Annotated in this window: 20 protein-coding genes and 1 tRNA gene; 12 read left to right on the forward strand and 9 right to left on the reverse strand. The window is 37.5% G+C overall.

All coding sequences use genetic code 11. The annotated features are described in order from the left end of the window. Positions 1-101: 101 nt before the first annotated feature. Both EZ444_RS18445 and EZ444_RS18450 read right to left on the reverse strand, forming a co-directional pair. A complete protein-coding gene (locus EZ444_RS18445) occupies positions 102-2414 on the reverse strand; it encodes a GumC family protein (protein ID WP_131610622.1) in 2313 nt (770 codons plus the stop codon). A gap of 26 nt (positions 2415-2440) precedes the next feature. Next, a complete protein-coding gene (locus tag EZ444_RS18450; RefSeq protein WP_131610623.1) occupies positions 2441-3193 on the reverse strand; it encodes a polysaccharide biosynthesis/export family protein in 753 nt (250 codons plus the stop codon). Positions 3194-3382: 189 nt separating this feature from the next. Here EZ444_RS18450 and pncB point away from each other — a divergent pair, with 189 nt between their 5' ends. From pncB to EZ444_RS18480, 5 genes are all read left to right on the forward strand, one after another. Continuing rightward, entirely contained in the window at positions 3383-4561 is a 1179-nt protein-coding gene (gene pncB / locus EZ444_RS18455; RefSeq protein ID WP_131610624.1) for a nicotinate phosphoribosyltransferase, read from the forward strand. 140 nt (positions 4562-4701) lie between these two features. Continuing rightward, positions 4702-4774: transfer RNA gene (locus EZ444_RS18460), tRNA-Lys, on the forward strand. 467 nt (positions 4775-5241) lie between these two features. Then, positions 5242-6024, forward strand: a complete 783-nt coding sequence (locus tag EZ444_RS18470) for a leucyl/phenylalanyl-tRNA--protein transferase (RefSeq protein WP_131610625.1) — start codon at positions 5242-5244, stop codon at positions 6022-6024. A gap of 62 nt (positions 6025-6086) precedes the next feature. After that, the gene (locus tag EZ444_RS18475) at positions 6087-8318 is read left to right on the forward strand and encodes a B12-binding domain-containing radical SAM protein (protein WP_205945305.1); all 2232 of its coding nucleotides are present in this window, start codon (positions 6087-6089) and stop codon (positions 8316-8318) included. 94 nt (positions 8319-8412) lie between these two features. Next, positions 8413-8643: a hypothetical protein gene (locus EZ444_RS18480; protein WP_131610626.1), complete on the forward strand. Its 231-nt coding sequence runs from the start codon at positions 8413-8415 to the stop codon at positions 8641-8643. A 28-nt stretch (positions 8644-8671) separates the two neighbouring features. Here the strand turns inward: EZ444_RS18480 and EZ444_RS18485 are convergent, their stop codons facing one another. The 3 genes from EZ444_RS18485 to EZ444_RS18495 form a co-directional block, all read right to left on the reverse strand. Next, positions 8672-8878 carry a hypothetical protein gene (locus tag EZ444_RS18485; RefSeq protein WP_131610627.1) on the reverse strand — a complete coding sequence of 69 codons (207 nt, stop codon included), beginning with the start codon at positions 8876-8878 and terminating at the stop codon, positions 8672-8674. Between the two features lie 129 nt (positions 8879-9007). Then, a complete protein-coding gene (locus EZ444_RS18490; RefSeq protein ID WP_131610628.1) occupies positions 9008-9673 on the reverse strand; it encodes a class I SAM-dependent methyltransferase in 666 nt (221 codons plus the stop codon). Between the two features lie 112 nt (positions 9674-9785). After that, entirely contained in the window at positions 9786-10235 is a 450-nt protein-coding gene (locus EZ444_RS18495) for an SRPBCC family protein (protein ID WP_131610629.1), read from the reverse strand. 546 nt (positions 10236-10781) lie between these two features. On the opposite strand from EZ444_RS18495, the gene EZ444_RS18500 reads away from it, so the two are divergent. Continuing rightward, positions 10782-13337: an adenosylcobalamin-dependent ribonucleoside-diphosphate reductase gene (locus EZ444_RS18500; RefSeq protein ID WP_131610630.1), complete on the forward strand. Its 2556-nt coding sequence runs from the start codon at positions 10782-10784 to the stop codon at positions 13335-13337. Between the two features lie 102 nt (positions 13338-13439). On the opposite strand, the gene EZ444_RS18505 is transcribed toward EZ444_RS18500, so the two are convergent. Next, positions 13440-13667 (reverse strand): hypothetical protein, encoded by a 228-nt coding sequence (locus tag EZ444_RS18505; RefSeq protein WP_131610631.1) that lies wholly within the window; start codon positions 13665-13667, stop codon positions 13440-13442. Further along, the gene (locus tag EZ444_RS18510) at positions 13633-13887 is read right to left on the reverse strand and encodes a hypothetical protein (protein ID WP_131610632.1); all 255 of its coding nucleotides are present in this window, start codon (positions 13885-13887) and stop codon (positions 13633-13635) included. The genes EZ444_RS18505 and EZ444_RS18510 overlap by 35 nt, the downstream gene beginning before the upstream one ends. 543 nt (positions 13888-14430) lie before the next feature. Between EZ444_RS18510 and EZ444_RS27280 the strand changes: the two genes are divergently transcribed. Genes EZ444_RS27280 through EZ444_RS18515 form a run of 3 tightly spaced genes read left to right on the forward strand, consistent with a single transcriptional unit; the run spans position 14431 to position 14974 of the window. Beyond that, the gene (locus tag EZ444_RS27280; protein WP_165503657.1) at positions 14431-14604 is read left to right on the forward strand and encodes a hypothetical protein; all 174 of its coding nucleotides are present in this window, start codon (positions 14431-14433) and stop codon (positions 14602-14604) included. A gap of 3 nt (positions 14605-14607) precedes the next feature. After that, positions 14608-14766 (forward strand): hypothetical protein, encoded by a 159-nt coding sequence (locus EZ444_RS27285; protein ID WP_165503658.1) that lies wholly within the window; start codon positions 14608-14610, stop codon positions 14764-14766. Beyond that, on the forward strand, positions 14747-14974 hold the full coding sequence (locus EZ444_RS18515) for a hypothetical protein (protein WP_131610633.1): 228 nt from the start codon (positions 14747-14749) through the stop codon (positions 14972-14974). Before EZ444_RS27285 ends, EZ444_RS18515 begins: the two co-directional genes overlap by 20 nt. Here the strand turns inward: EZ444_RS18515 and EZ444_RS18520 are convergent. Next, positions 14922-17282 (reverse strand): mechanosensitive ion channel family protein, encoded by a 2361-nt coding sequence (locus EZ444_RS18520; RefSeq protein WP_225874767.1) that lies wholly within the window; start codon positions 17280-17282, stop codon positions 14922-14924. The two genes, EZ444_RS18515 and EZ444_RS18520, sit on opposite strands and share 53 nt — an antisense overlap. A 223-nt stretch (positions 17283-17505) precedes the next feature. Further along, the gene (locus tag EZ444_RS18525; RefSeq protein WP_131610634.1) at positions 17506-18153 is read right to left on the reverse strand and encodes a response regulator transcription factor; all 648 of its coding nucleotides are present in this window, start codon (positions 18151-18153) and stop codon (positions 17506-17508) included. Positions 18154-18490: 337 nt separating this feature from the next. On the opposite strand from EZ444_RS18525, the gene EZ444_RS18530 reads away from it, so the two are divergent. From EZ444_RS18530 to EZ444_RS18540, 3 genes are all read left to right on the forward strand, one after another. Beyond that, positions 18491-19012, forward strand: coding sequence for an RNA polymerase sigma factor (locus EZ444_RS18530; RefSeq protein ID WP_131610635.1), 522 nt, complete (start codon positions 18491-18493; stop codon positions 19010-19012). Between the two features lie 64 nt (positions 19013-19076). Then, the gene (locus EZ444_RS18535) at positions 19077-22070 is read left to right on the forward strand and encodes a CheR family methyltransferase (RefSeq protein ID WP_131610636.1); all 2994 of its coding nucleotides are present in this window, start codon (positions 19077-19079) and stop codon (positions 22068-22070) included. After that, positions 22015-23649, forward strand: a complete 1635-nt coding sequence (locus tag EZ444_RS18540; RefSeq protein ID WP_165503659.1) for a PAS domain-containing sensor histidine kinase — start codon at positions 22015-22017, stop codon at positions 23647-23649. The genes EZ444_RS18535 and EZ444_RS18540 overlap by 56 nt, the downstream gene beginning before the upstream one ends.

Here is a 23649-nt window from a genome sequence, read left to right on the forward strand (position 1 = left end):
TTGATTACAAAAGCTAATTGGAAAAAAATGTCAAACACGCACAGCTTCGCTACCTCACTTACATGACAGTTTATTCATAAGTAAATCAGGGATGATTTTCGTTAGTTTCTCGAGACTTCTAAGCCGTATCCATATCCAAACCCGCCATATCCGTATGTCGTACTATTATCAATTTTCGCATCGTTAAAAACTACCATTGGGTTATTTAGTTTTTTATAATAGAGGATATCTTTCAAGATATTAAGTTGCAATTTGTCTGTATAATTATAGCGTACAAGGTATATGCTCACATCAATGTATTTAGACAAGCTAAAGGCATCCGCAACCTGTCCAACTGGAGCAGTATCGATAATCACATAATCAAATCTGCGCTTCAATTCTTCCAACATTTGTCCAATTTTCGGGTGCATCATCAGCTCCGCCGGATTCCCTGCTACTTGGCCACAATCTACTACTAGCAAATCATGGTACTTTCTTGAGTTTAAAATGAGATCATCAATAGTGATTTCATCCCTCAATAAATAATCAGTAATGCCAATTTTCGAATTCAAATGCATTTTTTGAAGCAGTTGTGGCTCCCGCATATCAAACTCCAGCAAAACAACCCGTTTATTTACTGAGGCTAAAGTCATACCCAGGTTAATAGAGAAAAAGGTTTTTCCTTCATTCTTCATACAAGAGGTGACCAACATCACCTGGTCAGGTGAGCCAGAATTCATAAAATGCAGGTTACTTCTAATGTATCTAAACAGTTCAGAAATTGTTGACCTACTATTGCGTTCTATTACAGAAGCCTCATTTTTTTCGAGGTGATTTAAAACTCCTAAAACTGGTACCCCTGTAAGTAGTTCAATTTCATTTATGTTTACTATTTTATTGTTCAATGCCGATCGGCCATAGATGGTAGCTCCTGGTATAAAAAAGCCTAAAAAGACTGCAAAAAGATAAACCAATTGCGTTTTCGGTGTTACAGGTGTACTATTGTAAGCTGGTTTATCAACAATTTGAGAAGTTGGTACAGTTCCAGAAAGTGAAAGTGTAGTTTCTTCCCTTTTTTGCAATAGGTAATTGTATAAATTTGCTTTTACAATTTGCTCTCTGCTTCTTTCCTGTAATCCCCGCGCTACTGCAGGCACCAGATGGATTTTAGAATTAAAATTGGAAGTCATTGATCGTAGATTATTTCTTTCAATGATTAAGCCCTGCTTGATGTTTTGAAGATTTTCCTGAATATTTGATTTTAAGCTAGTCAATTGAGCTGTTAGATTCTGCACCAGTGGATTACCTTCTTCAGAAGTGCGCAACATGCGATTTCTCTCCTGTTGTATCATATTAAATTTGCTGGTTAGCTCATTTAAGGTCGAGTTGTTTATGCTCAATGAGCTCGGCACCAGGTTTAAACTGTTGTTGTTGAGGTATTTTTCGAGGGATGCCAAAACATTAAGTTGTACATTTGCGGAAGACAACATTTGGCCATATTCGCTTGCTTTCTCTATGCTTGTTTTAGCGTCCATGTCCACATCAGTGATCATATTGTTTTGTTTGTAATCTTCTACATCCTGCTCAACACTCGTTAAATCATTATTTAAGTGTTTCAATCTCTTATCAATAAAGTTGATCGTATTTACTGCAATAGTGTTTTTCTTAACTACATTTTCCTCGTTGTAAGTATTAATAAGATTAGTGAGTATATCTACGCCTCTTTGAGGGACGTTGTCATTAAGGCTGATTATAATTGTATTGGCTTCTTTTTCAACAGGCATAATCGTTAAGCCCGATAAGTTATAGGATTCAGCCGTTAAAAACAGGTTTTTAAACTTCAGTATAACAGGATCCGTATTTCTTTTAAATGCGGGCCCTTTGCTTACTATTATTTGGTACCCTGGTTTCTTGATTAACGCTTCATAGGGCAGTATAGATTCCTGGTCTTTGTCTGTCAGGACAAATTGATGGTCATTTAAAGCAGTTATTTTTAATGATTTTTTATAGCCTCTGCCATCTACACCGATTAGCTTAACTTTTATTGGTAAAGCGTTTCCATATAATTCCTCATCCCTTAAACTACCTTTCTGGAAATAAGCGACATCAAGAGAAAGCCCTTTTAGGGTTTTAAAAATAAGCTCTCTGGCACGCAAGGCCTCCATTTCACTACTTGCCTTTCTATCCGTTCTAAACATGTTAAGGTCGCTAAATGCAGTTCCCTTTTGTTCCCCATCACCTTTTCTATCATCCTGAACTAATAATGTACTGCTTACTCTATATTGTGGGGTCGTGGTTTGCAGGTATAAGAATGCCCCTAAAAAGCATAGTCCAATACAGAGCAAAAAGATGGGCCAGTTTTTTAAAAATTTCTGTAAAATAATCTTCAAATTGTCTACTGAGGTTACCGTGTTTTGATAAGCTGAAGTGTTCATATGCTAGCGATTATAAATTGAACTAATTATCTTAATAATGCAGTTAGTAATACAGCTATGGCAGATATGCAGGTAGTTATGATAGGTAATGCGCGGACGTTTGGATTGTATTCTTTTTCTTTAGATTTGTCGGGCTCAACATATACAATGTCATTCTGTTTTAAGTGAAAATAGGGCGAATCGTATACATTCTTATCATTAAGATTTAGCCTGGTCATTTTTCGAACCCCGTTTGTTTCTCGAATCACCAAAACATTCTCTCTTTTGCCGTACACAGTCATGTCGCCAGCCATACCCAATGCTTCTAGTAAATTGACCTGATCACCTGGGACAGTTAGCGACGCTGGATGGTTTACTTCTCCAATTACTGTGATTTTAAAATTAACCAGTTCAAGATCCACTACTGGATTTTTAATCTGTTTTTTAAGCTCTCTTGTAATTAGGTTTTGAGCCTCTTCAACAGTTAGTCCTTCAACCTTTAAGTCACCTAGTAATGGTAAAGTGATCATTCCATTGTTGTTTATTCTAAATCCTGATCTACTACTTATAGTGTTGTTGCTTGTACTATTATTAGCACTGGCAAATAAAACGTTATACTCCGCATTTAAACTCGTCAACGACAGACTTAACTGATCGTTTTTTTGAAGTTTAAGTTCGGGAACATTCTGGATTTGACTACTGGATACGTCGTTGAGGTTACTGAAGTAAACAAGATTTCTGTGCGGTGCGCAGGCCATTAACACCGTTGATATTAACAAAGCAAAGCATATTTTTTTCATTTTGATCTGGTTTAGAATTTCACTAAATGATAATCTTTAATTTGTTTAATAAAGTTATAGAAATAATAAACCAGTATACACGAGGGGCACTATGTTGTATTTTAAATTGTAAATGTTTACACTGATTTTTACGAAAAAGAATGGTAAATTGTTCACAGGTTTTACAAGTTTGACAACTGTATGGGTGCAATGTTTACATTCCCGTTATCCTCCATCCTTGATAACGACTTCTATAAAGTGACCATGCAGCAAGGAGTTATTCGTTTATTCCCAGCGGCAAAGGCGAGGTATCAATTTATAAACCGCGGAAAGCATTTATTTCCTCCCGGATTTGCCACAGCTTTACGAAGTGCTGTAAATAGTATGGCCTTATTAAAGCTAAGTCCTAAAGAAAAACGTTTTTTGCAGCTTAACTGTCCTTATCTCGATCCTGTGTACCTTGATTTTCTGGAAGGCTACCGTTTCAATCCCGATGAAGTGCACATTGAGCAGGAGGGAGACCAATTGAAGGTAAGCATCGAAGGCTTATGGTATCGGACAATTTTGTGGGAAGTTCCTTTAATGTCCCTAATCTGCGAATTGTATTATGTTTTAAACAATGCTAGCAGGATTGGCGACCAGGCGGTCATTGATTTAGCGAGACATAAAATAGAGAGCTACAGAGATCTTGGGGTAACAGTAGCCGAATTTGGTACGCGCCGAAGATATTCTTATCAAGTGCAACGTTTGGTATTACAATCGTTAAGCATCTATGGAAAAGGCTCTTTTATTGGCACTAGTAATGTGCATATGGCTATGTTACATCAAACAAAGCCAATAGGTACACATGCACACGAATGGTTTATGTTCCATGCAGCAAGGTATGGCTTCAAAATGGCTAATGCGATGGGATTGGAGCATTGGGTTCAGGTTTATCGTGGCGATTTGGGTATCGCATTATCTGATACGTATACTACAGATGTTTTTTTTAAGCAGTTTGATAAAATGTTCTCTAAACTGTTTGACGGGGTGAGGCATGATAGTGGCGATCCGCTGGTATTTGCAGATAAGGTAATTGCACATTACCGGAGCATGGGCATCGATCCTAAATCTAAAACGATTATTTTCTCCGATGGATTGGACTATGATAAAGTAGCCCGTATTGCTGATCATTGTCGTAATAAGATAGGGATGTCTTTTGGTATAGGGACCAACTTTACCAATGATGCCGGACCTGAGCCGATGAATATTGTAATTAAAATGACCGAAGCACATCCACAAGATGGGGAATGGACCGAGGTGGTTAAATTGTCCGATGAACGAGGTAAATACACCGGAAATGCAGAAATGATCAATCTTGCTAAAATTATTCTTGGCATTCATAGTTGAATTTAGGTTGTTTTTTGAAGTTAATTGGAAATAATCTCTCTGGTAATAAGTCTCTTAAGGGATGTGTTCCTTTTTTTTGAAAAAATATTTAGCAGAATAAATTAATAATTCTATCTTTGCACCCTCATCAAACGATAGATGATTCCTTAGCTCAGCTGGTAGAGCATTACACTTTTAATGTAGTGGTCCTGGGTTCGAATCCCAGAGGGATCACGAAAGCCTCACAGAAATGTGAGGCTTTTTGCATTAAGATCTAATTTAGGTATTTTTGAATTTCATTTTAGTCTGTCATACTGAATTGAAAGAATTATTGAACAATATACCATTTTGAAAGAAATCGAAACAGTCAGATTGTATTTAAAAGCCACAGATATTGAAGATGCTCCCTTTATATTAGAACTGTTCAATACCCCCAAGTGGATTCGTTTTATAGGAGATAGAAACGTAAAATCGAATAGTACCTTCTAGCTTACCAAATGATATAGAAGATTTACTCTTTTATTCAACGATTTTATAATTCACCATCCAGTTCGTGATTAATGTTGTAAAGCAAAATCTGTATCAAACCTATCATTGTGTGAAGGCGTTATACAATATTTTTAACCGTCTGGTTTGTTGGAGATTAAATAATTAGATTTAGGGAAAGGTTTTTTGTTTATTTTGTTAAAATATCATGAAATATGGGACTTTTGCCAAAAGTAATATCATCCATCGTTCCTACAGGACTTAAAGGCCCGACAAAAAGGTTGCTTCAAAAGTTATTTCATTCGGGTTTGGTAAAGGTGTCTGGAGGTCGCGAAGATGCTTTATTATGGTCCTCTGCACAAGCTAAATTAACCCCATATATGATGATACAGGGATTTTTACAAGGTACCTTTCCTATGCCTAAAGTCGATGATAATAAAATCTTTATTTGGCATGATCCCGATCCCCGCGCAGTTATACCTGTTGCTGATTTTAAAATAAGAAATGATTTATTGCGTTGCTTAAAAAAAGACAAGCTACAAGAGTCAGACAAACGATTTGAAATAAAGGTGAATGTTAATTTTGAACAAACCATACTAAATTGTTCGAAACCTAGGGGGGAGAAAACAACCACATGGATATCCACTGAATATATTAAGGTCATGTTAGAGCTTCATAAAATGGGGATAGCCCATAGTTTTGAGACTTATCAAAACGGTGAGCTTGTAGGGGGTGTTTTGGGAGTTGCTTTAAACGGTTATTTTATCACTTTAAGTCTCTTTAGAACTGTTGATAACGCTAGTAAAGTTGCTTTTTGTTATCTATTAACCAAGCTTAAGGAAGATGGATTTAAGTTGCACATTACCGGAGATGCCAATAGCTGGTTTGCTCAATTTGGGGCAGTTAATGTCACAAAGAATGATTTTAGACAAGAGCTGATATCTGCGATTACTGCACCAGTTATCTTTACTTCTCGAATGCCAGAACTCGTAGTATAGCTTTGAATATTTAGCTCCTGAGGCTTTTCTGTTTAAAATAAGGCATAAATACTAAAATAATTATGGATATTTTTGTATCGAAATACAATTCCATTTTGAAGACAGATCTTTTCCTTATTACGCCACCCTTTACACAGCTAAATACACCGTATCCTGCAACTGCATATATCAAAGGTTTTTTAAATACTAAAAATATTTCTTCAACTCAGGCAGATTTAGGCATTGAAGTGATTCTGGCTTTGTTTTCTAGGAAAGGCCTGGAAGATCTTTTCGTGCATGCAGAGGGCCTGACGGATCAGTCAAAAAGCTTAAATGCAAAGCGGATTCTTGCTTTAAAGAACGATTATATTAAAACCATAGATGGGGTAATTGCTTTCTTACAAGGCAAAAATCCAACCTTAGCCTTGCAAATTTGTCAGGAGGATTATTTGCCTGAAGCTTCAAGGTTTGAGCAATTGGATGAGTTGGATTGGGCATTTGGCACAATGGGAACGCAAGATAAGGGTAAGCATTTAGCGACACTGTATCTTGAGGACATTTCTGACTTTATCATTGAATGTATTGATCCTAATTTTGGCTTTAGTCGCTATGCCGAAAGATTGGGTAGGAGTGCAAATTCATTTGATGAGCTTTATGGAGCTTTAAATCAGGAATATACCTATATGGATAAACTCCTGATCGATATTCTGGAAGAGAGAATTTCTATTGTTCAACCTAAGCTATTCATCATTTCTGTTCCTTTTCCTGGTAATTTGTATGCCGCTTTTCGTTGCGCACAATATGTGAAACGGACTTATCCCGAAATTAAAATATCAATGGGTGGCGGTTTTGCTAATACCGAGTTACGTTCCCTTTCTGATCAAAGAGTATTTGAATTTTTCGACTATATTTCCTTAGACGATGGGGAGTTGCCAATTGAATTGATCTATGATTCAATCACAAAAGGTGGGGCCTTTCACCTGTATAAAAGAACCTTTCTATTGGAGAATGGAGCCGTTGTCTATAAGAATGATGCTTTAAGAAGCGATTATAAGCAATTTGATGTAGGAACACCAGATTATAGTGATTTACAATTGGATCGATACATTTCAGTTATAGAGATTGTAAACCCAATGCATCGGATGTGGAGTGATGGTCGCTGGAACAAGTTGACGATGGCGCATGGCTGTTATTGGGGGAAATGTACATTTTGTGATATTTCACTGGATTATATAAAGGTTTACGAGCCTGTAGCCGCTAAATTGATTGTAGACCGCATTGAAGAATTAAGCGAAAAAACTGGCCAGAACGGCTTTCATTTTGTCGACGAAGCTGCTCCGCCAGCCTTGATGCGGGAGGTTGCGCTGGAGATTTTAAGAAGAAAAATCTCTGTAACCTGGTGGACAAACATTCGGTTTGAGAAAAGCTTTACGAGGGACTTATGCATTTTACTTAAAGCATCAGGTTGTATTGCTGTTTCTGGAGGGCTAGAAGTGGCATCGGATAGATTATTAAAGTTGATTGATAAAGGTGTAACTGTTGAGCAGGTAGCTCAGGTTACCCGAAATTTTACGGAAGCAGGAGTATTGGTTCACGCTTATTTGATGTATGGTTATCCAACGCAAACTATTCAAGAGACCGTAGACAGTCTGGAAATGGTTAGGCAATTGTTTGAGGCGGGCGTTTTACAATCTGGCTTCTGGCATCAGTTTGCAATGACTGCACATAGTCCTGTTGGCATGCATCCAGAAAGATTTGGCGTAGTTAAAGAGACCGAGACTATCGGGACCTTCGCTAATAATGACATCAACTATATCGATAAAACAGGAATAGATCATGATAAATTTAGTTTCGGTTTAAAGAAATCGCTTTTTAATTTTATGCATGGCATTTGTTTCGAATACAAATTGCAGGATTGGTTCGATTTTAAGATCCCTAAAACAGCGATTCCTTCGGATTTTATTGAGAAGGCTATAGGTGAGGATAGTAAGCTGAATACTAAGCCAACGGCTAAAGTAATTTGGTTAGGAGGAAAGCCTGATATAGAAGTCTTTACAAAGTATAAGAAGAATAAGCCACAGGAAATGTTGATTTTAACCTTTTACGATAAAAAGGAAACCTTTAATATCGAGGTTAATAAACCTGAAGGGGAATGGCTGGCTTCAATCGTACAGAAAATATCAGTTTCCAATACGCAGGTTTATACGTTTCAGGAAATTAAAGCTGATTTTGAAAGGACAATAGAACATTTTGAATTGTTCTGGTATTCAGAACCCATTTATAATTTAAGAGATTTCGGGCTGTTGGTTTTGTAGCTTGGTTGATCGGATAAATGTTTTATGCTTCGAAAATTTTGAATATATAAGAACATACACAATAAAAACGCATTTTCGACGCTATATTTGCACTATGAGTTTACCGATGCGCATCAACTTTGATGAAAAAGACTATACCTACATTATCATTACGAAGGGAATAACAAAAGAAACCACTGCAATCCATATTAACCTGAATGGTATGGAATATCAGCTGGTTTGCAATTCAAAAGGAGATTGGGATGCTGTTGATGCGACTGTAAACGATCATCCTGGCCTGCTTAAAGCTATAGGAAGAAACATCAAGCTTCGGTATCGCTTGTAAGGAGTTCTGTTAATCCAAACGGTTGGATCTATTCCTTAGGGGCTTTTTTTACTGGGTGTATCGGTTGTTCACTTTCCTCCCTTTTTTTTGCGGGGTTTTTAAAGTTAGCTTCTTCTTTGTTGTAATCTTTATCCTCAGGCTTTTTTACAGCCTTATTTCCAACTGGAACTTTATCCTTGGCCTCTTCTCTGAAGTTGCTGCTTGGATTTTCATTCTTCTTTTTAGCTTCGCTCATATCTAATTCTTTAACGCAACTACTGGCGTTATCTAATGGTATAACAATTATTTTTCGCGGATTGTTTAGCATTTAATTACAAGTGACGGCCCTTCTAGGTAATAATAGGTCTCTTCTAGGAAATGATAATTACTTCTTAAATGAAATGACTGTATTTAAGTTCTCTCTTTCCACATTAAGGTAAGAAAAATTGAATTTTGAAAAGACTTTTTTCAATTTTTTATGTGAGGGGTGGATGTGAATGAATTTAATGTCAAAGATTTCGTTAAACCAATAATTTAGGCTTAAATAAATTTTTTTCACCAATTTTTCCTTTTTTATTTTGCTGAATAGCCAATTCTCGTTATTAACGATAATGTAGCCATACCCTCCGTCATTAACTAATGAAACTATTAAATCGGCAAATTTGTAATCATTGAAACAGTAATACCAACAGATTCTATTAAAGAGGATGTCATATTTCCCCTTAGCACTTTCTAGGTAGCCTAGTGAAAATTTAATATCTACATCTTCGGTTTTTGACTTTTGACTTGCGATGTCCAAATAATTTTTACTGATGTCGTGCCAGGTAACTGCCGCGCCTTGTTTTGCAAACTCAATACTGTATTGACCCGGTCCCCCTCCAAGATCAAGTAGTGTTTTATTTGTAAATCCATCAGAAAATATTCCGATTTTATTTACCAATTCTGTGTCAATTTTTTTGAACTCAAAATCAGTATATCCTGCGGCGTATGCTAGTGGGACTGGGTCGTAACCCTTTTCTGGTCTTTGAAAATAAGATTTTAATTTAAGCATATTTTTAATTTTAAATAAAAAATAAAAAATGTGCTTAAAGGAGGGACTGGTAGAGCCACCAGGAAAACCAATCCTGATGGCTTCTTAAAAAAAATCTAGAATAATTGCTGAATCAGGCATCTGGTATCTCAGGTTCTACTAACTTAGCTAGCTTCTCCAGGGATTCTTGCCATCCTAAATAACACATTTCAGCGGGTATAACAACAGGAATCCCTTCTTGTTTTATTTTTATTTCTGTACCCATTATAGTTTTCCTAAGCCACACAGAAGTGATCATTTCGCCCGGTAAATTAGGGTCATCAAATTTATCTGTGTACTGAAGAAACTCATTAGGTTTAAGTTCAATGTATTTTCCTCCAAATGAGTGGCCGTTCCCAGTGCTGAAATTTTGAAAAGACATTCGAAATGAACCTCCTATTTCTACATTCATTTCATGAACGGTGCAAAGAAAGCCGTACGGGGGCAGCCATGAAGAAATTGCTAAGGCTTCAGTGAATGCGCGGTATACTTTTTCTGGAGATGCTTTTAGGATTCTGTGTAATGAAACATTATTGTCTGACATAACATCATTTTTTTTCGTTTCCTACTCGTCTGGCTTTTCGGTTTCGCCCGTTTTTAATGGTTGCTGCTCCAATTTTGCTGGGATTATTTTGTTAATTAACATCAGCATTACAAAATTGGTTTGAAAATTTGATTTTGATAGTGTGTGGATATGACAATATAAGGGGGGGATTGCGACCAGGTTTGTATTAGTCTGTTTATTGTATTGGGAGTTTAATTATTCTAGTTAGCTGTTAGACTCGGTAGGATTGCTGGTTGTTTAGTCTTAGGAATTTCTTTTTTGCTGCATGCCGTTGCAAATAACAGTGCGGTACAAAAGAATAGATTAATAGACTGGCTAATTGGTTATTAAGGTTTAAATCGCTTGTTTTAATTTTTATATATTTTAAAAATTTGTAAACTTTTTGTAATCTTAAAAAATATAAATAATTGTAATTCAATGTTTTGGTTGTTGTTTTTTGAAACTTTATTTATTTCGTACTTGCGTTCAGTTTTCAAATAAGTATCTTTGTGTTCTATTCTTCATTAAAAAAAAACGCTATATAATATGAAAGCCGAAGCCCTGGAACAAGCCCAAATCACCTATACTTCTGATGAAGCCTATCGCAAATCTCTTGACTATTTTCAGGGCGATGACCTTGCAGCCCGTGTATGGGTAAATAAGTACGCATTGAAAGATTCTGCAGGTGTAATTTACGAAGGTACACCTGATGACATGCACCATAGGATTGCAGCTGAGATAGCTCGTATAGAGGAAAGATATCCTAATCCTTTATCAGAAACCGAAGTATTTGAGTTGATCCGGAGTTTTAAATATATTATTCCCCAAGGTAGTCCAATGACTGGCATTGGCAATCCACATCAAATTGCCTCACTTTCCAACTGTTTTGTGATTGGTAATGACGGTGATTCCGACTCTTATGGTGGGATCATGAAGATTGATCAGGAACAAGTGCAGTTGATGAAAAGACGAGGCGGTGTGGGACATGACTTGTCGCATATCCGTCCTAAAGGGTCGCCCGTAAAAAATTCGGCATTAACTTCTACTGGTATTGTTCCTTTTATGGAACGCTACTCCAACTCTACACGTGAAGTGGCACAAGATGGCAGGAGAGGCGCGTTGATGCTTTCTGTTGCGATTAAACATCCAGATGCAGAAGATTTTATTGATGCAAAAATGGAGCAGGGTAAAGTGACTGGGGCAAATGTTTCTGTGCGTATCGATGATGCATTTATGAAAGCAGTCGCTTCAGGCGAATCTTACCAGCAACAATATCCAATAAACAGCAACAATCCTGTTTATCAGAAAACCATAGAGCCAACGGCATTGTGGAATAAGATTGTTCACAATGCATGGCGTTCTGCAGAGCCGGGTATTCTATTCTGGGATACCATTATAAGAGAGTCTGTGCCTGATTGTTATGCTGACCTAGGTTATCAAACGGTTTCTACTAATCCTTGCGGAGAAATCCCATTATGTCCTTATGATTCATGTCGTTTACTTGCTATTAATCTCTTCTCTTACGTAGAAAAGCCTTTTACATCCGAAGCTTATTTCAACTGGGAGTTGTTTAAAAAACATATCCATGCGGCACAACGTATGATGGATGACATCATCGATTTGGAGTTGGAGAAGATAGACGCAATTCTTGAAAAGATTGCTGAAGATCCTGAAGGGGAAGATATTAAGCGTACAGAGATGAATCTCTGGTTAAATATCCAAACCAAAGCTAAAGAAGGAAGAAGGACAGGTATTGGCATTACTGCTGAAGGTGATATGCTTGCAGCAATGGGCTTACGTTATGGTAGCGATGAAGGTACAGCATTTGCTGTGGAGATTCATAAAACCATTGCTATCGAAGCTTATCGTTCTTCGGTGATTACTGCAAAAGAAAGAGGTGCTTTTGCCATATTTGATGCAGATAGGGAAAAGAATAATCCATTTATACAGCGTCTAAAAACTGCAGATCCAAGCTTGTACAATGACATGATGGAGTACGGCAGACGTAACATCGCTTTGTTAACTATTGCTCCAACAGGAACAACCAGTCTGATGTCTCAAACCAGTTCGGGAATTGAGCCGGTGTTTATGCCAGTATACAAAAGAAGAAGAAAGGTAAACCCGAACGATAAAGATGCACGTGTAGATTTCATAGATGAGGTGGGAGATTCCTGGGAAGAGTATGTGGTTTTCCACCCGCGTTTTAAGCAATGGATGGAAGTTAATGGTCATGACCTTACTAAAAACTATGCGCAAAAAGAGTTGGACAAACTTGTGGAACTGTCACCATACTATAAATCTACTTCAAATGATGTTGATTATTTGAAAAAAGTGAAGATGCAGGGTGAAATCCAAAAATGGATCGATCATTCCATCAGTGTAACGATCAATATGCCTTCAGATGTAACAGAAGAACTCGTTGGTGCAGTTTATATGGAAGCTTGGAAATCAGGCTGTAAAGGGGTGACTGTTTATAGGGATGGTTCACGTTCTGGAGTACTGATTTCTAATGATGCACCTAAAACTGAAGAGACTGAAGCGGAAGCTCAACACACGTTTTCAACCACAAGACCTGCGATTTTGGAAGCTGATGTAGTTCGTTTTCAGAATAGTAAAGACAAATGGATTGCCTTTATTGGCTTGATGGATGGTAAACCGTATGAAATTTTCACTGGTTTTGTGGATGATGAAGACGGTATTTTATTGCCAAGATGGGTAAATGACGGTGTAATTATTAAGAGTCGAGAAGCAGACGGCAGTTCACGATATGACTTTCAATATAAGAATAAACGTGGTCATAAAACAACTATCGAAGGATTGTCTTATAAGTTCAATCCTGAGTATTGGAATTACGCCAAGTTGATATCAAGTACATTAAGACATAGCATGCCTATTGAGAAAGTGGTAGATCTAATTAACAGCTTGCAGTTAGATGAAGCCATAAACACCTGGAAGAATGGGGTGGCTCGTGCACTGAAACGTTATGTTCCTGATGGAACTGTAGCGAACAAACAACAGTGCCAAAACTGTAATTCTACCAACTTGCATTACCAGGAAGGCTGCTTAACCTGTAAGGACTGCGGTTCGTCAAAATGCGGTTAAGCCAAGCCCTCAGGTATATACTCCTCAAGTAAATATAAAAAGTCTGCTCATGTTTAATGATGCAGACTTTTTTATATGTAATTTCTGCAATATAATGAGCTTTTAAAGATCGTCGATATCATCATTAAAATCTTCGTCGTCCTCGTTCAGGTCAAAATCCTTCTCGTCCAAATCCTCTTCAACAGGGAATTGGTCCTCATCATCTTGTCCATCTTCCTCGAAATCTTGCTCGTCTTCTCCGTACTCTTCATCATCCTCTGGGTCAACTGGGGGAGTGTGCTGTTGGAAGATATGATTAGCGTCTAATGATCTGTTCTCGTTGTTTTTCATTGTCTTTTCTTTTGTTACCTAAATTAGTTTTTGGAACGTCTTCCTCCATTATGTTTTCATTGAACTTGTTTTCGGACTGGTCATTAAGATTTTCAATTGCTGGTAGTTCGTGGCTGCTTCTCCGATCTGTGCTGCTATGATATTTAGGTGTCGTTAAATTCTCTGTTTTTTCAACATCGTATTGCTTTGAACCTGGTTTTGGTGTTTCACGATTTTTCATTGGAATAGGTGTTTTAAAAATGTGAATGCTGATATTTTAATGCTCATAACAATCAGTTATTATCCATATATGAAACACAGGTAATAACTGATTGTTTTATGAATAAAAAGGTTACCATTTTTTTTAATGTATGCAAAAGATGCTGATTGTCAATTTGCATGTTTTTATTTGATTGTACTTTGAGGTAATTTAATTCACCACGTATTAAGGGATGTTACTCGGCTGTTAAGCGGACACTACTCGGCTCCACCCAAGTAGTGTCCGGGTAATGTCCGAGTAATGTCCGAGTAATGTCCGGGTAATGTCCGGGTAAGTAGGGGTTGCAGACTGCTTTCAAGTGGTTAACTGAAAAGAAATTTTTAGTGGGGAAGTCACTAGTTGTAACATTCTAGTTATGTCATAGAAAGTTTGTTTTCATTAACAATTGTTAACTTTTATGGTTGATAGATTTTCTTGTTTTCTCAGGAGAACCGATATGTCATTTTATTAAAAACTCAAATCAATTCTGGATTGACGTTGTTCTTAGTTACTAATTATATAGTTATGAAAAGGCAAAGGAGATCTGGTCAGGATACGGATAAAGCGTTAGCTAAAGTGGGCAGCGTAACTCCTCCTAAAAATAAAAAGCTACAAACTGATTTACCTCTTGCTGAAAAGGATGAGGTAAAACAGGCAGAAGAAGAGCAGCGAAAACGAATGAAAGGTGAGAATTCTTAAGTCATGGAAAGGAATAGCATAATAGAAGGGGTGGTTGTCGTTTTGGTGATATTGTTGATCATTTTTCTGATCAGCAAGAATAGGAAAGATCAGAAACAAATGGAGGAGGAAATTAAGAAGTCGGAAATTGATCCAAAAAAACATGATGATAAACATGTTTAATGCACCAGAAAGGAGAGATGCCATGGAATTTAGTGTAAATGCTCAAAAAGAGCAAACGGATCTGCTGAAAGATGCAAAATCGCTTGACGCTTTACTTGAGCGTATGGGGGATGCACATTATGTACCTATCCTTCTTCTAATTACCTTTCTTCCTACTATGAAATCTCTATTTCTTTCTCTTCAAACGCCTCAAATATTTGTGCAATGATTATACTTCTTGTCAGATCTGCATCGGAGATATCTTTGCACCAAAAGTATATTTTTATATTGCTGTTTAGTTTACTAACAGGGTTGATCATAATCACTGGTTCTTTATTGATAAAGACGTTGTCATTTTTAGTAATAATATCCCTGATTTGGTTCACTACTTCAGTTGAATTGAAAGGCTTAGCAATAGTTAAAGAAATATCTATGCGCATTTGGTTATTGCTAAGGGTCCAATTGATGATATTGTTTGATAAAATGGAACCATTGGGAATAATAATCTCTGCACCTTCATCAGTCAGCAATGTACTGGCGCGGACACCGATCTCCTTAACTCTTCCTTTCTTGTTGCTTAGCTCTACAACATCACCGATACGGATAGTCTTATCAAAAATAAGGATGATCCCCGATACAAAATTGCTCACGATATTCTGTAAACCCAGTCCGATACCTACACCAAGGGCACCAAGGATCACGGTTATTTTGTCGATCGGGAGTCCGGATGCAGCAACAGCGATAAGGAATCCTCCAATGAGCAATACCAATCGTGTAACTAATAATTTCGAGCGCTCCCCTTTATTATCCTCGATGCCATCATCGCCGGTATCACCAAAGAAATAGGCAATGTATTTCTGTAAAAAGTTAGCTGTCCAAATGATTCCTAAAAAGAGCGTGATACCCCCAAAGGTAAAAGAGAAGTTTCCTATAGTTCTTTTTTCAATAAGGATCTCCATGACAGACTCATACAGGCCATTAAAAATATTGAGGTTCGTAGTAAATATCACAAACCAAATAATTGTAGCCCCAACACCAGTAAGTCGCTTAAGACCTGATGTTACCGGCAGCCAGTCAAAATATTCAGGGTATCCTTTACGGATTCTGCTACTTTTCATTTGAAGCAGGAAAGCCTCTACCAGTACTTTTGCCAGAATGGTTAAGGATATTGCGTTTAACAAGGAGTTTACACCGGTAGAATAGAAAATCTGGGTAAGCGTAAAACGTCCGAAGATATTGCATAAAGTAGCAATGAATGCGAAGACTACATAGATAAATCCGGTAATCAGGATCATCCTATACCTTCTGGCTTTCTCATCCAGTTTCCTCAGGATAATGATGCCATAAGTGGTAGCACTAAGACTCAAGAAAAGAAGAAGCCAACGCTGGTATCTTGGAGGCATTCCTAAAAGACGCAGGAAAACCGGCGCAAGAAGGAATAGTACAAATATGCACCAATAGTAAAATAGCTTTGTGGGCAGTTTTTTATAGAAAAATGCAGTCAGTAAAATGGCAAGTAAGATCTGTACCGATTCGATATAAAGTGCCGGGGCCCTTAAGTCGAAGATCGGTGCCAGGGTAAAGAGCATGATAAAGGTAATCAGATAAGGCTTTGGTTTGAGTAAGGAGAAATCGTCAAGCGCTTCCAATCGGTCGCGTTGTTTCATACTCCTGTAATTGAAAAATACCCAGAGGAAGAAAGTGACACAAGTAAGGAGCAGTAACATGCGACTACTGCGGGTGTACACAAAATAATAGCCTGATATTTCCTGTTCACCACCGATAAACTTACGGAATCCAATCCCTCTATTAGCCTTACGGTTTACTGATTCCCAAAGGTAACGTCGCTCTTTCCCGAAAGCTTTTATACTTACAGCATCAAGCTGGCTATCTGTAAGGTACATTAATTCTTTAATGTTTATCAGGTTGGATGAAGTTCGTGCCTGGAGGTTGTTAATTGTTAATGTGGTCGTCTTCAGAAGGCTATCCATTACCAGCCGTTTTTTCTGCAGTTTTGCAAACTGATCTTTAAACATAATTCGCATAGCGGGCAGCGTAAAAAGTTTAATCAACACCGTATCCTTGCGCAGGTTGAGGATCTCCGTTTTCAACTCCCGCAATTGTTTTTCATATTCATCGAGATCCGCCAGGCAATCCTTGTTGTTGGTTTGAAGCTCTTCAAGTAAGGTCTGGTCCATTTGCAGGTTTTGAAGATTCAGACCTCTATCTCCTTGCGTAAGCCTGCTTTTTAGAAGGGTAAGGGCAGCCTCATCTTGTGTTAAATGTACTGCTATCGGTTTTAGATTCTTGAAAGAGCCTACGGTAACGGGAACTTTGTTTATCGTTTCAAATACTTTCTCGAGATGAATAAGGTAATCGCCCTTTGTCAAGGTTGCTGAGTCGGAGAGGATGGAAACGTCCTGACCTTTATCCATTGGCCTACTTTTCTGTGCAAGCGTTGGAATGGAAAAGCACAAGGCCATTAGTAAGACTATCGCATTGCGAATTGCTATTGAAAAAGGTTTTTTTACTATCATTTGATCTATAGGAAGTGCTGAGTAGATATTCGGGATGCATAAATATGCATTGGATTCTTCAAAAATAGTTAAAGATTTGCTCTAGTTTTCATTCTTGCATACTAGCTTTATTATTTTTTTTTAGATTTTTAAAACTATTTACTGCATTCTTACGTATGTATATATGAGAGCGTTAATGGGTGCGTGTTATTCGTAACACGTGCCCATTTTTATTTTAGGGCCTTCAGGTAATCAAGCGGTTTTTTATGGCATAACGGATCAATGAGGCTGTATTGTTTTGGCTAGTCTTTTGCAATAGGCTCTGACGGTGTCCTTCAATGGTACGTTTACTCAGGAATAGTTTGTTGGAGATTTCGTTGTTAGTCAATCCCTCGGCAATCAGTTCTAAGACTTGAAGTTCGCGCTCAGAATATTGGCTAAGATTCTTGGGCTCCTGATCTTGACATAGATGGTTAATTTGGAACTTTATAAGTTTTTCTATTAGCTCGATCCCCATATATTTTCGGTTTTTGTTCACCATTTTTACAGCGAACTCCAGCTCTTCTGTGTCAGCACTTTTTAAGAGATATGCATTTGCACCTGCATTAAAAGCTGTCGAAACATGATTTAGATCGTCATACATAGAAAGTATAATTACTTTAATACTTGGATCAAGTCGTTGTAATGCTATAGTTAGCTCTGTACCGTTCATTTCTGGCATATTCAAGTCGGATATGACAATGTCGATTTTTTCGCCTGTTTTAACAAATTCGAGCACCTCCAAGCCATTTGCACATTCTTTGATCACTTTTATATTTCCAGGTTGCTCTACCAATTTTTTAAGTCCACTGCGTACGATGGAGTGATCGTCAGCCAATACAATGCTAATCATGTTTTTCGGAATTTAATATTTGATTGTCAATGCTATATTACTATTTATCGGTGAGGTAACAAAGCTTCTGTCACATTGTTTTTTTTTAAAATGTATAATATACTACTCAATAAGGGCCCTTCAATAACCAGATTGGGCATTTTAACTGGGCGGTTTAATACGGTTTGACTGGTTGTTTCTACGTGTTTTAGTATACGGTAAGTACCGATATTTTGTATGAAAACCTCTTGATTTTTGATTTAAATGACATTATCTAATGTGTAGGTAACTTATGTGATTTTTTTGGCACATTGTTTCTACCTCTTTTGGTATAAGGGGTAACTAAACTATAAACACTATGAGCGTATTAAATTTGGATGATGAGATCTGTAACTATAGATCCAGTCTTGAAGCATTCGCACTTAAATTCACAGGTGATGTGGAAGATGCGAATGATCTGGTACAAGATACTATCTTGAAAGCTATTCGCTATATGCATCTTTACAGGAAAGAAACCAATTTAGCTGGCTGGTTGTGCATCATTATGAAAAATACTTTCATTAACAATTACCGCTATAATGTGCGAAGGAGGGCTGTTGTAATTTCGACCGACAATCTACTGATGTATCAGACTCAAAAAAATTCGGCTGCAAATGTTGGTGAGGATAAGTTCATTTTGAAAGATATTCACACCGCTTTAGCCAATCTGGAGCCTGAGTATTCTACTCCTTTTTTGAGGTATTTTGAAGGATATAAATACCATGAAATTGCTGTTGAAATGGATATCCCTATGGGGACGGTTAAAACCAGGATACATATAGCACGACAGCTATTAAAAAGTCAATTAAAAATGTACAAATCGAGGGCTTTAAATTTCTAATTCAAAAATATTAACCGGATAAAGTTTTTAGCACGTAAATTTGGTTCTGAAAATACCCCGGTTAATGAAGAAGAATAAATTGACTCAAAATACGAATGCAGAAGACTTGTCTCAGGAACTGAAGCAACTGGAAAAGAAAAGTAATCAACGCATTTTTTTTCCGATTGTGGCGTTAGGCGGGTCTGCCGGTTCATTCCATGCATTTGAACAATTCTTTCTCCATATGCCAATCGACAGTGGTTTTGCATTTGTGATTGTGATGCACTTGCAAGCCAATACAGGTTTAAAAGCTGCTGATTTAATTCAGAAGTTCACAGCCATGCCTGTCCAGGAGGCAGAGGATGGTTTGCAAATTGTACCTAATCATGTTTACATCATCCCACCAGATCGGGATATGGGGATGCATAACGGAAATTTGTTGATGTTTAATATATCACGCTCCAAGGGGGCACATATGGCCATCGATTACTTTTTGCAGAGCCTGGCAGAAGATCAATGGAACCACGCCGTAGCCATTATTTTTTCTGGAATGGGTGCTGATGGGGAAAATGGAGTCAGGATGATTAAGGAGAAGCTAGGGATGGCGATGGCGCAGTTCCCCGAAAGTGCAGAATACCCGAGTATGCCAGCTGCTGCAATTAAAACAGGGATGGTGGATTATATTTTAATTCCTGAAGAAATGCCCCTGAGGTTGATTCAGTACTTGAACCATCCGGCGCTTCAAGAACCAATTTCGGAGGAGCAGTTGCTTGAGCGTAATAACTACACCCATATCCAAAAGATTCTGATGCTACTTCGTTCGCATACAGGTCACGATTTTACTTTATATAAAAAAAATACCATCAGCAGAAGAATTGAAAGGAGGATTGCATTTCATCAGTTGCCAGATTATATGCATTATGTAAACTATATGCGCGAAAATCCTCATGAAATTGAAGCGCTCTTTAATGAACTACTTATTGGAGTTACTAAATTTTTTAGGGATGGTGCGGCGTTTGATGCGCTCAAACCACACTTATATGCAAAATTGGCTCAGAAGAATAATGATGAGCCTATTCGGATTTGGATTGCAGGCTGTTCGACAGGTGAAGAAGCATACTCTCTGGCGATTTTATTGCTTGAGTATCTGGACTCTTTAAAATCAGATAGCCCACCAAAGGTGCAGATTTTTGCCACGGATTTGGACCCCCGTGCGATAGAGCAGGCGAGATCTGGTTATTACTTTTCAAATATAATCTCTGAAATTTCAGCCGAAAGACTGGACCGCTTTTTTGTAGCCAAAAATAACGGCTATGTGGTCAAAAAGAGCGTTAGAGGAATGATAGTCTTCGCTCAACACAATTTGATTAAAGATGCACCCTTTACCAAGTTGGATCTGTTGTGCTGTAGAAATGTAATGATTTATTTGACGGCAGATTTACAGAAAAAGCTAATGCCTATATTTCATTATTCACTTAACCGCAATGGCTTGCTGTTTTTGGGGCCAGCCGAATCTGTAGGTGTTTTTAGTGATGCTTTCCATTTGATTGAGCCTAAATGGAAAATATATGAGCGCAAGGAAGGTACAGATGGTATGGCGAAAATAATTGATTTTCCGTTCCATATATCCAATGCACCAGCAAAAATTTCGAAAGAAATTCCAGAGATCCCAATAATCAAAAATGTAGTAGCAGAGAACTTTCATAGAATTTTATTAGAGGAGTATACACCGGCTTCTTTACTAGTTAATGAGAAGGGCGATATCCTATATATCAATGGTATAATGGATAAGTACCTGCAGGTTACTTCTGGTGAGGCCACTATGAACATCTATAAGATGGTGAAAGAGGAACTGAAATACGTAATTAGCAATGCCATTCACCAGGCAGCTGTCCAAAAAGGATCAGTAGAATTTACAGATTTAAAGTTGCAGGAAAAAGAGGTATTTACGCTTGTTGATTTAACGGTGAAATATATCACCACAAATCATTTGCAAGGGCTATTTGTACTGTCATTTAAGGAAAAAGGTCCTGTGAAGAAGAAACGGTCTCGTGCCATAGATTCGATTAGGGGAGAAGCTGTTAAGGAACTGGAAAATGAATTGGTGTATACCAAGCAACAATTGCATACCACCATTGAGCAAATGGAAACCTCGTTGGAAGAATTGAAATCAACCAATGAAGAATTACAAAGTACCAATGAAGAATTGCAGAGCACAAATGAGGAGGCCCTGACGACAAAGGAAGAAATGCAATCTTTAAACGAAGAATTAATGACGATTAATCTTCAATATCAAAACAAGACGGAAGAATTGACCCGCTTAAATAATGATATGAAGAATTTGCTGGATAGTACGGAAATAGGTACTATATTTTTAGACAATCACCTTAATATTCTGCGTTTTACACCTCAGGTAACCAAATTGTTTAACGTGATTTCTTCTGATATTGGTCGTTCTATTACCCATATTGTTTCAAACTTTGACTACCCTGCTATCGAGGCTACAATTGTAGAAGTGATTGAAAAGTTAAGTGGCAAGGAATTAGAAGTAAGAACCCGTAAAAATGATTGGTACAACCTCCGGATCATGCCCTATAGAACTATTGATAATTTTATCAGTGGTGCTGTATTGACATTTACTAGAATAACTCCTGTTAAAGCCTTGGAAGATCGGTTGTCGACTTTATTGTCGTATGTCCGGAAATCAATAAACAGCATGAATGAGGCTGCGGTATTATTAGATCATGAAGGGAAAGTGCTGGTAGTGAATAAATTCTTCTTAACGATGTTTAATCTTAGGGAATTTGAAATTAAAGAACTATTATTGATAGATTTTGTTCATAATAGATGGAATACGAAGAAGTTGGATACCTTACTGGATGGTTATGAAGATAAGGAAATGTATTTGCAGCATGAATTCCGTGGTTTGGGCGTTTTGAAATTGATGGTCGGTGTTAATTACCTGTCAATAGAGGAATCAGAAAAAAATGGGGCCACAATTGTTACTTTTAAAGAGCAAGAAAATGAAACCAAAAAAAGTCGGGAACAAGGAGAAGATAATTTCACTACTCCGAGCTAGACTTGACAATTCAGGAGATGCCTCAACGCTATCTGGCGAATATGTTAACGATGATCAATTGGCATTACTATTAGGAGAACTGGAGGTTTTTCAGCTTGAACTCGAAATGCAGAACGATGAGTTGTCTGCCTCTTATCAATTGCTGGAAACAGAACGTGCAAAATTTGCAGGTTTTTTTAATCGGGCACCGGTAGGTTATTTTATTCTTGATCATCTTGGCCTGGTAGAGGAAGCCAATCAGACAGGCGCTGATTTATTGCGGATTTCTAAAAGGGACATTTTGGAAAAACGTTTTCAGAGTTTCATTGCGCCTGAAATGTGGGAACTTTTTTATGGTTTTTTACATAAAATGCAAATCAATATAGGTAAGCAGAATTGTGAAATTAAACTTTTAATTGCCGGAGATCTTAAGATTTATACCCGAATGGAAGGTGTCGCGATTGTGAACCCTTTCACAGAAAGACTTCAATATTATATCACTGTTATCGATATTTCTGAAAGTAGAGCTGACCAGCAAAAGCTGATAGGTACTGCCAAAAGGCTGGAGTTGACGCTTAAAGCTTCAGGAACGGGTACCTGGACCATGACGGTAGCTACAAACCAGGTATTTCTTGATGAATTTAGTTTGTATTTATTCGAAATTAATCCCTGGGAATTTGATGGTAGCACCAGATCATTTATCTCATTTATCCATCCAGATGATCAACACCTAGTTAGACAAAGTTTGTCTGATGCAACCCACTATGGTGGGGATGTTGAAATGGAATTTAGGATTGTAACTAAAAGTGGTAAAACCAAAATTGTATCTGCTAAAGGACAGCAGATCAATAGCGCTGGAGCTGATAGTTATTTTGCTGGTATTGTGATGGATATTACAGAAAAGACAAGGTTAATCCAGGAGGCTCAACAGCGTGATAGTGAACAACAAAGGTTAATACTTGCTGCGACTTTTAAAGCGCAAGAAAATGAAAGAAATAAAATAAGTAATGCGCTACACGATAGTGTATGTCAAATTCTTTACGGAATCAGGCTTAATGTTCAGAATATCCAACATAGCCAAAATTTGAATGCTGAATTTCAGAATATCAACCAGCTGCTTGCCCTGGCAATCACCGAGACTCGGGAATTGTCTTATAAACTTAGCCCTTCCGTGCTCAGAGACTATGGTTTTAAAGAGGGGATAAGGGAGATGATTCAGCGTTTAAGTACATCGGGATTCAAGATTAAGAGTTCTTTAGATGCATCGGCTGACTTGCTTCACCCGGATCTTCAATTGTATGTTTTCAGAATGATCCAGGAATTAGTGAATAACTGTATTAAACATGCTAATGCAACAATCGTTAAAATTATAGTTTGTGCAGAAGGTGAATGGGTAAATGTAAAAGTTTCGGATAATGGAAAGGGTTTTCAGGTTGGAATTGATGAGTCATTAGCAAAGGGATCTGGCGTAAGATCTATTAAAAATCGAGTTTTTCTGCTAAACGGGACCATGGATATTGATACTTCAAAATCAGGCACTCAGGTTATCATTAAATTTAAGAAAGATTCACCTGCGCTTGGGCTTTCATCTTATAGTTAA

The sequence above is a fragment of the Pedobacter hiemivivus genome (assembly GCF_004331685.1).
Classification (GTDB): Bacteria; Bacteroidota; Bacteroidia; order Sphingobacteriales; family Sphingobacteriaceae; genus Pedobacter; species Pedobacter hiemivivus.